Below are 14563 nucleotides of genomic sequence, written 5' to 3' on the forward strand. Positions count from 1 at the left end.
AGGTGATAATTTGGAAAAATTAATGACAAGAAAAGATGATTTTGAAGTTAGAAGAAAACATTTAGAAAATTTGACTGATGAAGAATTAAAAATAAGATTTTGGGATTTAGCATATAGAGTAATAGATCCACTTATTACTCTAGCAAAAGAAAATACATCCCCAGCAATTGAACGATCTGTTCTTTTACGTATGGGATTTTCAAGTATTGAAGCAAAAGCTATCGTTGACCGTGTTATAGACTATGGATTAATTGGAAAAGGTGCTGGTCATGTTGTCTACAAACTTGCTCAATTGAAAAAAATGTCTATCCGAGAAGCTGGATTAAATTTACTTGAAGGAGATTACTGGGACGAAGTATTAAATAGCTTTGAGGTGGTGAAATAATGACATTAAAACCTAATGAAAAGTTAGATATTCGTGAATTAATGAAGAATATCGAAGACTACAAACCTAAACGTCGTGGATGGGTTTGGAGAAAACATGAACCAAATTTAAATATGAATGGCTACAATTATAGTGAAGTTTCAACACCATTAAAAAATAGTGTTCCATTACCTGCAGCGAAATATTTTAATCAAATAGACCCACAACCTTTACCTGTTATAACAACAGAAATTGCTTCAGGTCGTTTTGAAGATGATATTAGAAGAATGAGAATGGCTGCTTGGCATGGTGCGGATCACATCATGGTTATAAGAACAGCTGGGCAATCTCATTTTGATGGACTAATTGAAGGGACACCTCAAGGGATAGGTGGAATTCCTGTTACTAGAAAACAAGTTAGACTTCAACGTAAAGCATTAGATATCATTGAAGAAGAGGTTGGACGTCCGATTAATTACCATTCTTATGTTTCAGGTGTAGCTGGTCCAGATATTGCGGTTATGTTTGCTGAAGAAGGAGTTAATGGTGCTCATCAAGACCCACAATATAATGTTTTATATCGTAATATAAATATGATTCGTTCCTTTGTAGATGCAGCTGAATCAAAAAAAATCATGGCATGGGCAGATACTTTACAAATTGATGGTGCACACAATGCTAATGCTACTGCACGAGATGCGTGGAAAGTAATGCCTGAGTTATTAGTTCAACATGCAATTAACTCTGCTTTTTCTACTAAAGTAGGGATGAAAAAAGAAAATATAGCATTATCAACTGTACCACCAACTGCAGCTCCTGCTCCTGATTTAAAAATTAATTTACCTTATGCAGTTGCTTTAAGAGAGTTTTTCTCAGAATTTAAAATGCGTGCTCAAATGAACACGAAATATATGGAATCTTCAACCAGAGATGCAACTGTAACGCATGTATTAAATTTATTAATATCAAAATTAACAAGTGCTGACATTCAATCAACCATAACTCCTGATGAAGGACGAAATGTCCCATGGCACATGTATAATGTTGAAGCATGTGATACTGCTAAACAAGCATTAATCGGTATGGATGGATTAATGGAAATGGTAGAATTAAAAGATGAAGGTTTCTTACGAAATAAGGTAAGAGAGTTAAAAGAACGTGCTGTTTTATTCTTAGAAGAAATGATTGAAAATGGTGGCTATTTTGATGCGGTTGAAAAAGGATTTTTTATTGATTCAGGAATTTACCCAGAACGTAATGGAGATGGTATTGCCCGTAAGATGGAAGGTGGCGTTGGTGTAAATACAGTTTATAAACGTGATGATGATTATTTTGCGCCTGTTACTGCTCACTTTGGGTATAATAATGTGGCACAATATGATGAATCAGCAGTAAATAATCCTGCTAAATTAATTGAAGGCTCTACATTTGAGAAACCTGAGAAAATTATTTTTATTGATGAATTAGATGAAAATGATAATGTTTATAAACGATTAGATGAAACTGAAAAATATCGACTTACTTCAATTGTTAAGCCAGAGGTAGAATGGTTAGCAGATGGTGTTGTTGTAGTGGATTTAGTGTTACCAACTGATAGACGACATGCTGAGGTTGCTGCGTTAGAAATTGGTAAGAAGATGAATTTGATGGATGTTGAAGTGATTCACAGAGAAGTGTTACATCAAGCAGAAGGAACTCGTATACAACTAAAAGGAAAAGTACCTTTTGATATTGACTTAATTTCATTAACTATTCCAGAAGAACCAGAAGAATTATCAGATGATGAAATTAGAAACTATGTAAAAGATCATGGTTTAAAAGTCGTTGCAGCTACTGTTGGTGAAGATGAGCATTCGGTTGGTATGAGAGAAATCATAGACATTAAACATGGTGGTATTGAAAAATATGGTGTTGATTGCGTATATTTAGGTACCTCTGTACCAATTGAAAAATTAATTGATGCAGCAATTGAAACAAATGCTGATGCAATTTTAGCATCTACAATTATTTCTCATGATGAAATTCATTATAGAAATATGAAAAAGATTCATGAATTAGCCATTGAAAAAGGAATCCGTGATAAAGTAATTATTATTTGTGGTGGAACACAAGTATCACCTGAAATTGCTAAGACACAAGGAATTGATGCAGGCTTTGGTAGGGGAACAAAGGGTGTCCATGTTGCTTCTTTCTTAGTTAATCGTAAACAGGAATTACTTAATGAAGATTGATGTATTAGTTGCTGAAATTGGCAGTACAACAACAGTAGTGAATGCTTTCGTTGGTATTTTAGGTAATAAACCTCGGTTTATTGGCTAAGGTCAAGCACCTACATCTGTGAATTTAGGCGATGTAAATATCGGTTTAAATGAAGCTATAAATAGTCTTAAAGGAAATTTAAATGATGATAATTTAGAAATAGGAGAAATCTTTGCCACTAGTAGTGCTGCAGGGGGATTAAAAATGACGGTTCATGGTCTTGTTTATGATATGACCGTCAAAGCAGCACAAAACGCTGCATTAGGTGCAGGAGCAAATATTCATTTGGTTACAAGTGGTAAATTATCAAAATTTGATATATCCAAAGTTAAAAAGATTAATCCAAATATTATTTTAATTGCCGGTGGGGTAGATTATGGAGAAAAGCAAACTGCTTTAAATAATGCCTATGAGATAGCTAATTTACAATTAAATATTCCAGTTATATATGCTGGTAATTGTGTTATTATTGATGAGGTTAAAGAAATATTTAATAATTTTGGACAAGAAAAATTTTTAACGGTTACAGAAAATGTTTATCCTAAAATAGACGAATTAAATGTTGAACCAACTAGAAAGATTATTCAGGATGTCTTCGAAGAACATATTATTCATGCTCCAGGCATGAATGAAGTTCGAAAAATTGTTAAAGAACGGATTATACCAACACCCGGAGCTGTAATGCAAGCTTCAAAATTATTAAAAGAATCTCTTTCTGATTTAATTGCTTTTGATGTTGGTGGTGCAACAACCGATCTTCATTCAGTGACCAATGGGAGTGAAGATGTTAATAGAATTTTAATCAGTCCAGAACCTATTGCCAAAAGAACAGTTGAAGGAGATTTAGGTGTTTATGTTAATCGTGATAATATTATTCAGATGATTGGAAAAGAACAATTAGCAAAAGATTTAGAGCTACCTTTAAATCAGTTAGATTCTTTGTTAAATCATTTTGAACCAATACCAAAAGGTAAACAAATTCCATTAGTAGAAAGATTAACGCAAGAAGCCTTAGCAGTTGCTTTAGATAGACATTGTGGTCAATACAGAAACTTATATGGTTCACAGGGTTGTATGAAATTAGCAGAAGGTAAAGATTTAACAAGCGTGAAATATGTTATTGGAACCGGTGGTGCTTTAACAAGACTACCAAATCGGAAAACATTATTAGAAAACTTAATTAAAAAACAAAATCCAACTAAATTAACACCATCTTCAGAAGCTTCCATTTTAATTGATAATGAGTATATTATGGCATCTCTTGGTGTATTATCTTTAAAATACCCTGAACAAGCTTTAAAATTGCTTTTAAATAGTTTAGGATTGTAGGTGATAGAGTGTACCCTCAAATTAAAATCAATCTTGATAAATTAGCACATAATACTAAAACGATGGTTAATATCTGTCGCGCTAATGGTATCACTTCAATTTTTGGGGTGACTAAAGTGTTAGCTGGTGATATAAAAGTCTTAGATACCGTAATTTCTTCTGGAATTACACATATAGCTGATTCAAGAATAGAAAATTTAAAGTTATTACAGCATTATCAATTACCAAAAGTTTTGCTAAGACTACCGATGAAAAGTGAAGTAGAAGCAGTTGTTAAATACACGGATATTTCTTTAAATTCTGAATTAGAAATCATTAAACTTTTAGATAAGGAAGCAAATAAAAAAAATAAAATTCATCAAATCATCCTAATGTTTGATTTAGGTGATTTGCGAGAAGGAATTTGGTTTGAAGATAATTATTTAGAACTTGTTAAGAGTATCTTAAACCTTAAAAACATTCAGATAATTGGAATTGGTACGAATTTAACTTGTTATGGAGCAGTAATACCTACTGAAGAAAATTTATCGACATTAGTTAAGATAAAAAATGACATTGAAAATCAATTTCAGATTAAACTTGATATTATTTCTGGGGGAAATTCTTCAAGTTTACATTTGATTTTTAAAAACAAATTACCAAAAGGAATTAATAATTTACGGATTGGTGAAGCTATTTTTTTAGGTCGGGAAACAGCTTATGAAGAAAATATTAAACCTTGTTTTCAAGATGTATTTACCTTAAAAGCTGAAATAATTGAATTAAAAGAAAAACCATCGTTTCCTATTGGGGAGAGAGGAGTCGATGCGTTTGGTGAACAAGTTCAGTATGAGGATGTTGGGTTAATGAAACGGGCTATATTAGCTATTGGTAAACAAGATATTTATCCATCTAATATAAGACCAATAGATGATAAAATTAATTTTTTAGGAGCTAGTAGTGATCATCTACTCGTTGATGTTACTAAAGGAAATTATAAAATAGGGGAGAGCATTTCCTTTAGAGTGAATTATGGTGGACTACTTCAACTCATGACTTCTCCATACGTAAATAAAGTATATGTAAAAAAGCATGAATAATCTCATGCTTTTTCATTTTATCTATTTGCTATGAATTCACCATCAGTGGTTAACTTAATCCCATAGCCATCTATAAGTATAAATGTTATATAATACTCTTTTGAATTATCTAAGGTATATACACCACTTATAAATTGATATTCAGAATCACTTGTTTTTGTTACTTGATCAGTATAGTCAATAACAGTTTCATTTTCATCATTAAATGGCTCTAATATTCTAATTTTTACAGTTTCAATTTTAAAGTTAGGATTTCCTTGATGACGAATTGATAGATTAAAATGTAATTTACCATCTTCTATTCTAGCGTCTTCTTTAACTCTGTGGATGTAAAAATCTTTATTATCTATCGTAAATATTTTCTCTTGTTTGCTTTCAGTTGGTGTTTCAGATAAAAGATGAATTGTGTAGTTTTTATCAAGATCTAGTTGAATGGTTTTGTTAAATGTTAAATATCCTTGTTGAGTAAGTTCTATTTTTTGCCATGTACTTTCATCTTGGTCATTGGTAGCTAGTAAATAAAGTTGTGAATTTGGATTTAATTCTTTAATTGTAAAATTTATTCTTACATTAATCTGTTGTTTATCTTCTGTAAAATCTAATCTTTTATAAGATGAATCAGTAATCCATTGATTTTGATTTACTAAATCATTATATTTCTGTTCTAAATCATAATACATATTACTTATACTTTGACTAATCGAATTTAATTTATTTTGATTATTATGTAATGTATTTTGTAAGTTGTTAATTTTTGATTGAGTAGTGATACCAAATATAATTAGTACAATAAAGAGGATAGAAAAAATAAAATGAATTGGTTCCATAAAACCAAGTGAATTCGATTTTCCATGTAAGGAATTATTTATTTGACGTTTATATAAATAGTTATATAATAAAAAAGCAAAAACAATAATAGTAAAAACAATTATTAATAAGAAATAAATACTTGCCATAAAAGCCTCCTAAAATCCAATAAATTCTTTAAATTGATGATAGTAACTTCGAGTTACTTCAAGTTTTTGTTTATTATTCATTAATAGTTCTAATTTTGTATTAAATCTTGGTCTTATTTCTTTGATCTGGTGTTTGTTTACCACACAAGATTTATTAATCCTTATGAATCCTTTTTCTTGATAAATGCCTTCAATTTCATAAAGTTTTTCTTTAATAGAATATATTTTATCCAGTGTATGCAGATTAATGTCATGCCCAAAACTTTCAACATAGATAATATCTGAATAATGAATGATTTCGTAACGATTATTATATTTACCTACAATTGAGTCTGTTTTAAAGTTATGTTCTTTAAGAATAAGATTAGCTTCATCACTAACAGTAAACCCGCCTTTTTCAAGCATTTCTACATATAAACTGTATTTTTCTTTTTTACAGATAACTTTAACTTTCATTTTCCACCGTCCTCTAAATCTTATTATATTTTAATTAATATAAGAAATAAATCTATTTATCCTAACATACAAGATAATCATCATAAGTTGCAAAACTAAACATGTTTATTATAACATATATATTATAAATTCTAATTTTATTATGAAAGAGGTTAGGGTATAAAATGTAAAACTGAAGAGAATTTTTATAGTGTAAATATTGAGTTAAGATGGAAAAAAGTGTATACTTATTATAGCATGAAAAAAAGGAGTGTTAGGATGATAAGTAAACAAGATGCAAAAAAAGTGCTACAAGTTTGTTTAGAAACTGGTGGTGACTTTGCAGAAATCTATTTAGAGAATACCATTCATAACGACTTAGAATTAAGTAGTGGAGAGATTAGTAAATCAAATACCAGTCAAATTTATGGAGCAGGTATCCGTATCTTACATCAAGAATCTGAGGTTTATGGATACACAAATGATACAAGTTTCGATGGATTAACGAATTTAGCAGAATCTTTAGCTAAATCTTATAATAATAAAAAGATAGATATAGATTTTGATTTAGTAGAAGAAAAATTAGATAATAAACATAATGTATTAAAAAAACCTTTGGAAACTACAAATGATGAAAAAGTAAAATATATGAGAGATGTCTATGAGGCTGCTAATAGTTATCATGAAGATATCAGTCAAGTCATCGTTTCTATATGGGAACATAATCAAAAAGTGACAATTATAAACACAGAAGGTAAAATGATCAGTGATTCAAGAACCAATATCCGGCTATCACTTCGTGTTATCGCTAGTAAAGATGGTGTAATGCAAAGTGCTTCTGATTCAATTGGTAGAAACCAAGGATTTGAGATTTTCGAAAATACTGATTTAAAATCATTCGCTAAAAAAGTTGCTGAAAGTGCTGTTAAGATGTTGACAGCTGATGAGATGGAAGGACAAATGTTACCAGTTGTGATTCATAATGCTTTTGGTGGGGTAATCTTACATGAAGCTTGTGGTCATGCTTTAGAAGCGACATCAGTTGCTAAAGGAATCTCAGTTTTTTCAGGTAAATTAGGTCAAAAAATCGCAAGTGATATTGTCACAGCAGTTGATGATGGAACGATTACTAATGCTTGGGGTTCTTTAAATATAGATGATGAAGGAACTGAAACAAGAAGAAATGTTTTAATTGAAAATGGAATTTTAAAAAGTTATTTAGTAGATAAACGAAACGCTAGAAAGATGAACTGTGATATTACCGCTTCAGCACGTCGTCAATCCTATCGTTATTCACCAACGTCTCGTATGACCAATACCTTCTTCGTTAATGGTGAGTCAACATTTGATGAAATTATTGCTAATACTAAATATGGTTTTTTTGCTAAAGAGATGGGCGGAGGCTCTGTTAATACAGCGACTGGTGAATTTAATTTTACCGTTAATGAAGGTTATATGATTGAGGATGGTAAAATCACACGTCCAGTTCGCGGGGCAACCTTAGTTGGAAACGGTGCTGACGTTTTAAAGAAAATCGATATGGTAGGAAATAATTTGTCATCTGGACATGGTATGTGTGGGTCTTCGAGTGGAACAATCCCAGCGAATGTAGGACAACCTACTATTAGGTTGTCAAGCATGACTGTTGGTGGAAGAGGAGGTAAAAAATAATGAATTTTGACTTGTTAATTAAAAAAGCTAAAGAAGCCAATATTACAGAAATTGAAATTTATTCTCAACATAAACAAGGGTTGAATATTAATTTGTTTAATCGAAAAGTTGATAAATTTGTGATTAATAATACAAAAGGTATTGCCGTTAGAGGATTATATAATAATCAAATGGGGTATGTTAGTTGTGAAAATTTAAGTGATGACAATATAGATTTTATTATTCAAAAATTAATAGATAATGCAGGGGTATTAACCAGTGAAGAAGAGAGTATTATTTTTGAAGGCTCAAATTCTTATCCAGAAGTAAAACCAGCTGATGCATCGTTTTTATCTATTGATCCTCAAGTAAAAATTGAGAGGTTACAAAAACTTGAAGATGCGATTAAAAAGAAAGATCCTCGTATAACAAGTGTTGGTTATTGTATGTATAATGAAACAAAAATTGACACAATGATTCAAAATTCAAAAGGTCTTCATTTAATTAAATCTGAAGCTTATTGTTTTGTTTATGCTTCAGCTGTAGCCAAAGATAATGATGATGTAAAATCATTTGGTGACTATATTATCACGAATGATTTTAATAAAATTAATATTGAAGAACTAGCAAATAATATCGTTGATCGAGCAGTTGCTTTACTAAATTCATCACCAGTTCAATCAGATAAGTATCCAATCATCTTTGAAAACAAAGTGTTTGCAGATATCTTACAAGCATATGAACCTATGTTTTCAGGAGATTCAGTTTTAAGGAAATTAACATTGTTAAAAGATAAACTTGGTGATAAAATAGTCAGTGATAAGATTACTCTAATTGATGATCCATTATCAACTGAATCTTATTCTCAAAATGCTTTTGACGATGAAGGTGTGAGTTGTTATAGAAAAGAAATCATATCAAATGGTGTATTAAATACCTTTCTTCATAATTTAAAAACAGCACATGCACTTAATACCAAATCAACAGGTAATGGATTTAAAGCTGGGCTTAATGCACCTGTCAGTGTTCAAAGCAATAATTTATACATAAAAAAAGGAACAACAAGTATCAATGAAATGATTAAATCAATCGATAGAGGTTTATTAATTACTGAAGTAGCAGGTCTTCATGCAGGAGTTAACGCTGTATCAGGTGACTTTAGTTTGCAATCATCAGGATTTTTAATTGAAAATAAAAAAATTACTCGTCCGGTATCTTTGATTGTTGTAGCAGGTAATTTCCTTGATATGTTAAACCAAGTTGAATTTGTTGGAGATGATTTAATTTTTACAGCTGAACAAATTGGATCACCATCTGTAAAAATTAGTGGTTTACAAGTTTCAGGAAAATAAGAACAGTATATCCAATTATAATAATAAGATAATAGTTAACAAATAAAAAAAATGCTTTCTAAAATATTAGGAAGCATTTTTTATTATATCTATTGTATTATAACTATCTTATCTACTTCGTTTTTAAAAGTATATGACTATGGTTAGTTATAACATTGTTGTTTAATATTTTGTTAATGTTATTTCATAATTAGAGATAAAATCTGTTCTAGATGATACTGATTGATTTGTATTTGAATCAATGAAGGTAAGTGAAATATATACAGAAGAATACTGTTTAAGATGATAATCATTTAAATTATGATTTAAATCAATGTTATATAAATATCCATTGAAAAGAAAATTAAAAAGGTTTTAGGTTAAACTAATTGGATTAGTTCTTATTTTTTTTTAAGTTATGTTTTGTGTAGAAATAATAGTTAGAATCGTTTTATTTTATGTTTCTAACTTTTACTAAAATCAAATAGTAGTAAATTAGATATTTATTTTCTTAAGATTTGCTAAAATATTGTAGAATTACTTGTTTTTTTATTATTCTTTATATAGTTAATTTATTTCCCGAAAAATATATTTAATTTATCAAAAAAAAATGATTTTCTATAGTCGACAACTTTCTTCTATATTTTATCATTCAACCTCCTATAATTAAATTGGTAGTACAAATAAATTAAAGGGAGGTTTATACATGAAAAAATTGATAACAACATTTATGTTAATTCTAACATTAACATTCGCTTTTGTTGTTACGATGACTTTTAATGAAGTTGATGCACAGACTTATGATTTTAATCCAGAAAAAAGAAAATTAGATATTGGATTAAAATTAAGGGAAGAAGAAAGTAATCCATTATTTTACGAAAAATCTTTAGAAAAGATTGCTGAAACTGCATCTAATATTGATTTTAATGCAGGAACTACATTGACAATTGCAGATAATGAAGAATATTTTACTTTTAATGGTGGTAGTAAATACTATTTAGATCTTGAGGGAAATTTTATTAAATTCACCTTAAGAAGTGTCGGTGAAAATGTAGAAGTATGGGTAGCAAATAACTTAGGATATGGTTATGATAGACCTGCAGATATTGTAACACAAGCCCAAGTTGATATGCTAAGAGATGAATTTGAAAACAATATTTATCCTACGGATACTGCATTTTTTGGTCATGAAGATTATCATGATGGAACAAATTCAGTTTTAGAGGACTGGGGGTTTGTACCTGAAGGTTATTATGCAGATAATGGAAAAAATATTATTTTAGTAGATAATATTAAAGATGAATCTTATTATGCTAATGTAAACGTATATACAGCCGGTTATTATTGGGGAGCATTAGAATATTACTACGATAGAAACGTTGTCACAATTGATAGTTATGCATGGTTTGCATTAATGCCTAATGATAATCCAGATTGGGCAGAGTATCAATATTCTATTTTTGGTACTCTAGCTCATGAATATCAACATTTAATTCACGCAGATAATGATTTAGGTGAAGATACATGGTTAAATGAAGGAATGTCTGATTTTGCTCAATATTTATGTGGTTACGGACATGATTGGACTCATGTAAATTATTTCTTAAAATATCCGGAAAATTCACTAGTAATCTGGAATGATTACTATTCGGATGAAGTCTTAGCAGATTATGGTCAAGCCTATTTATTACAGTTATACTTATATGACCACTTTGGAAAAGAGTTCATACAAGCTTTAGCAAAAGATACGGATCATGGAATATATAGTTTAAATAAAATGTTAAATGAATTTGATACAGGAATTGATTTTCAAGAATTATTTAGAAGATTTTCTATCGCTGTTTTAGTAGATAGTAATAATCCAGGGAATGGTATATATAATTTTGATAGTATCGACATAAAAGTTGATGTACAATCAGCTCAAGCAAATAATAAAGAAGGATTACCTGCTTGGGGTGGAAATTATGAAATAATAGATGCTACTAAAAAGATATGGACCATTAACTTTTCTGGTGGAGATTTTGTTGACTGGGTTGTAGAAGATAATCCTTTCATTCCAGGTGAGAAAATGTTCTCTATTGGACGAATTGATAATAATCTAGATAGATATCACATATTTGAAGTAGATTTAACTGAGGTATCAAGTGCAACTTTACAATTTGATCAGTTTGCCAATATTGAATTAGATTATGATTATGGATATGTTGAAATCTCTTTAGATGGTGGAGAGTCTTGGGAAACTTTAGCTGCTTATACAGGTCTATTTTATACAATTAGTGAAATCAATCTAACTCCATATACTGGAAATAATGTGTTAATAGGATTTAGATATGTTTCTGACATTTACGTTACTGGAGAATCAACTGAATATCCAAAAGGTTGGTTTATCGATAATATTACGATACCTGAAATAAATTACTTTAATGATTGTTCATCTACGGATGGATTTGTTGACATGAGAAATTTATTAAATCAAAATCATGATTATTATCAAGCTGTTTTTGTAAATGAAAGAGTTTTACCTAATGGAAAAACAGTTTACAAAATTGTTAGTGTTAACCCATTTGATATTAATGATGAAGATGCTTTACAATTAAGACAATTGTTTAAACAAGGAAATAATTATATGATTACATGGCATGTCGCTGACTATTTAGAAACAGATTCAATACCATTTGAATATGATATAGTCTTCAAAAAATAATGAAATGAAAAGGCTTAAGGCTTATATAGTTTAACTATATAAGCCTTTATATATTGTTATTATGTAAAATGAAAAAGTGTGGATTTTCCACACTTATCATATTTTAACTTATAAATGATAATTACCCTGCATAGCTATAACCGTACCCATATGGTCTTCCATATCCATAAGGTCTACCATATCCATACCAATAATATCGTCTAGGATAGTATGGTCTACCATAACCGTACCCATAAGGTCTTCCGTATGGTCTTCCATATGGTCTACCATAACCGTACCCATAAGGTCTTCCGTATGGTCTTCCATATGGTCTACCAAAACCAAAACCTAACCCTAGTGCTAAAGGTAAAAATCTATGATCATTAGTTTGTTGATCATCTTGTGTAAACATAGGATAGTCCATTTCAGTATAATACATTTCCCCTAACTCCCTTTATTTTTGATGATTACATATTAAAGTATGATGTTTATCATTGCTTTGATTAGGCACATACAATTAATAAGGTTAGATTCATCATTTTTTTTGAAACTATTTGTGAAATAAAACACATACTCATGCAAAATTTATCAAAAACTGTGTAAGAAAACGCTTTCTTTTTTATGAAAAAAGTGTTATAATCTATTTTGTAATAGAAATATATGATTAACTACTAACTTATTGTAACAAGTTAATGAATAATCATATAGAAATTAATAGGGAGGAACTACTTATGAATAAGTTCGACTACATGTCAAAATATGGTTATGAACAATTAGTTTATTTTTATGACAAAGAGACAGGATTAAAAGGGATTACTTGTATCCATAATACAACATTAGGTCCTGCTTTGGGTGGTACTAGACTATGGAATTATGCTACAGAAGAAGATGCAGTTACTGACGTTTTAAGATTAGCTCGTGGAATGAGTTATAAAAATGCTGCTGCCGGATTAAATCTTGGTGGAGGTAAAACGGTTTTAATTGGTGATGCTAGTAAAGTAAAATCTGAAGCATATTGGCGTGCATTTGGTAGATATGTTCAATCATTAAATGGAAGATATATTACGGCTGAAGATGTTAATACTAATGTTGATGATATGGATTATGTTATGATGGAAACTGATTATGTTACTGGATTAAGAAAAACTTCTGGTGACCCGTCTCCATTTACAGCTTACGGTGTTTATTGTGGAATTAAAGCAACTTGTAAAGAGAAATTTGGAAGTGATTCATTAAAAGGATTAAAAATTGCTGTTCAAGGTGTTGGACATGTTGGATATTATTTAGTGAAACATCTTTCTGAAGAAGGTGCAGAAATCACTATTTGTGATATTAAACAAGCTAACATTGATAATGTTAAAAAAGATTTTAATGTAACAGTAGTAGCACCTGAAGAAATTTATAGTGTTGAATGTGATGTTTATGCTCCTTGTGCATTAGGTGCAACTGTTAATGACGATACAATTCCTCAATTTAAATGCAAAGTAATTGCTGGTGCTGCAAACAACGTTTTAAAAGAAGAACGTCATGCAGATATCTTAGAAGAAAAAGGTATCTTATATGCTCCTGATTATGTAATTAATGCTGGTGGAGTTATTAATGTATATCAAGAAATTTTAGGATATGATAGAAATGAAGCTTTAAATAAAACACAAAAGATCTATGATCGTTTATTAGAAGTTTATAAAATTTCTAAAGAAGAAGGCATCACTACAGCAAAAGCAGCTGATAGAATGGCAGAAAATCGCATTAATACAATGAAGAATGTAAGAAGTAACTATATTAAAAGATAAAGAATTTGGTGAAAATGAATAAAAAATTATACATCATAGTTGGACATTATGGTAGTGGAAAATCTGAATTTTCAGTTAATTTTGCGAAAAAATTAAAAAAAAATAAAAAGGAAGTTTGTTTGGCAGACTTAGATATTGTTAATCCTTATTTTAGATCGCGTGAAGCAAGGCTATCCCTAATGAATTTAGGGATAGCAGTTGTTTCTGATACATTAAACTCTGTAAAAGGCTTAGACATGCCTTATCTATCACCTGCAATTAAAGGACAAATTGTTCATAATAAGAACAATCTGATCTTAGATTGTGGGGGAGATGAGGTTGGCGTTCGTGTACTCAAACAGTTTTATAATGAGATTATAGAGCGTGATTTTGAAATATATATGGTAATAAATGTATATCGTCCTGAGACAAGCAATGTAGAAGCGATTATTAAAATGAAAAATCAATTAGAAAATGAAATTGGTTTACCAATTAAAGGATATATCAATAATAGTAATTTCTTAAGACAAACATCGGTCGATGATATTATTTATTCTGATAAAATATTAAAAGAGGTTAGTGAGATAACTCAAGTTCCTATTTTATATGTATCAGCTTTAGAAAAATTAATTAAACAATTACCTAATGATGTAAGTGGTGAAAGATTTATTTTAAATCTTTCACTTCGTAATGATTGGTTGTAAA

Annotated in this window: 11 protein-coding genes and 1 pseudogene; 9 read left to right on the top strand and 3 right to left on the bottom strand. The window is 29.8% G+C overall.

Features of this window, described 5'->3' with window-relative positions; translation table 11 throughout:
• Nucleotides 1-22 precede the first annotated feature (22 nt).
• The 4 genes and pseudogenes from KHQ81_05270 (at nucleotide 23) to KHQ81_05285 (ending at nucleotide 5031) form a co-directional block, all read left to right on the top strand.
• On the top strand, nucleotides 23-385 hold the full coding sequence (locus KHQ81_05270) for an ornithine aminomutase subunit alpha (GenBank protein QVK19560.1): 363 nt from the start codon (nucleotides 23-25) through the stop codon (nucleotides 383-385).
• Nucleotides 385-2595 (top strand): cobalamin-dependent protein, encoded by a 2211-nt coding sequence (locus KHQ81_05275; protein ID QVK19114.1) that lies wholly within the window; start codon nucleotides 385-387, stop codon nucleotides 2593-2595. The genes KHQ81_05270 and KHQ81_05275 overlap by 1 nt, the downstream gene beginning before the upstream one ends.
• Nucleotides 2585-3952 (top strand): annotated as a pseudogene (locus tag KHQ81_05280) (glutamate mutase L). The gene KHQ81_05275 and the pseudogene KHQ81_05280 overlap by 11 nt, the downstream one beginning before the upstream one ends.
• A gap of 8 nt (nucleotides 3953-3960) precedes the next feature.
• Nucleotides 3961-5031, top strand: coding sequence for an alanine/ornithine racemase family PLP-dependent enzyme (locus tag KHQ81_05285; GenBank protein QVK19115.1), 1071 nt, complete (start codon nucleotides 3961-3963; stop codon nucleotides 5029-5031).
• A 17-nt stretch (nucleotides 5032-5048) separates the two neighbouring features.
• Here the strand turns inward: KHQ81_05285 and KHQ81_05290 are convergent, their stop codons facing one another.
• Nucleotides 5049-5987 carry a DUF4405 domain-containing protein gene (locus tag KHQ81_05290; protein QVK19116.1) on the bottom strand — a complete coding sequence of 313 codons (939 nt, stop codon included), beginning with the start codon at nucleotides 5985-5987 and terminating at the stop codon, nucleotides 5049-5051.
• A 9-nt stretch (nucleotides 5988-5996) separates the two neighbouring features.
• Nucleotides 5997-6443, bottom strand: coding sequence for a LytTR family transcriptional regulator DNA-binding domain-containing protein (locus KHQ81_05295; protein ID QVK19117.1), 447 nt, complete (start codon nucleotides 6441-6443; stop codon nucleotides 5997-5999).
• 258 nt (nucleotides 6444-6701) lie between these two features.
• On the opposite strand from KHQ81_05295, the gene KHQ81_05300 reads away from it, so the two are divergent.
• The 3 genes from KHQ81_05300 to KHQ81_05310 all read left to right on the top strand — a co-directional run bounded on the left by KHQ81_05300 (nucleotide 6702) and on the right by KHQ81_05310 (nucleotide 12107).
• On the top strand, nucleotides 6702-8093 hold the full coding sequence (locus KHQ81_05300; GenBank protein QVK19118.1) for a TldD/PmbA family protein: 1392 nt from the start codon (nucleotides 6702-6704) through the stop codon (nucleotides 8091-8093).
• Nucleotides 8093-9424: a TldD/PmbA family protein gene (locus KHQ81_05305; GenBank protein QVK19119.1), complete on the top strand. Its 1332-nt coding sequence runs from the start codon at nucleotides 8093-8095 to the stop codon at nucleotides 9422-9424. The genes KHQ81_05300 and KHQ81_05305 overlap by 1 nt, the downstream gene beginning before the upstream one ends.
• A 685-nt stretch (nucleotides 9425-10109) precedes the next feature.
• Nucleotides 10110-12107: a hypothetical protein gene (locus KHQ81_05310; protein QVK19120.1), complete on the top strand. Its 1998-nt coding sequence runs from the start codon at nucleotides 10110-10112 to the stop codon at nucleotides 12105-12107.
• Between the two features lie 121 nt (nucleotides 12108-12228).
• Here the strand turns inward: KHQ81_05310 and KHQ81_05315 are convergent, their stop codons facing one another.
• A complete protein-coding gene (locus KHQ81_05315; protein ID QVK19121.1) occupies nucleotides 12229-12525 on the bottom strand; it encodes a hypothetical protein in 297 nt (98 codons plus the stop codon).
• A 292-nt stretch (nucleotides 12526-12817) separates the two neighbouring features.
• Here KHQ81_05315 and KHQ81_05320 point away from each other — a divergent pair, with 292 nt between their 5' ends.
• The gene (locus KHQ81_05320; GenBank protein ID QVK19122.1) at nucleotides 12818-13879 is read left to right on the top strand and encodes a Glu/Leu/Phe/Val dehydrogenase; all 1062 of its coding nucleotides are present in this window, start codon (nucleotides 12818-12820) and stop codon (nucleotides 13877-13879) included.
• A 14-nt stretch (nucleotides 13880-13893) separates the two neighbouring features.
• Entirely contained in the window at nucleotides 13894-14562 is a 669-nt protein-coding gene (locus KHQ81_05325) for an ATP-binding protein (protein ID QVK19123.1), read from the top strand.
• Nucleotide 14563: the final 1 nt, after the last annotated feature.

The organism is Mycoplasmatota bacterium (assembly GCA_018394295.1).
Lineage (GTDB): Bacteria > Bacillota_I > Bacilli_A > Haloplasmatales > Haloplasmataceae > JAENYC01.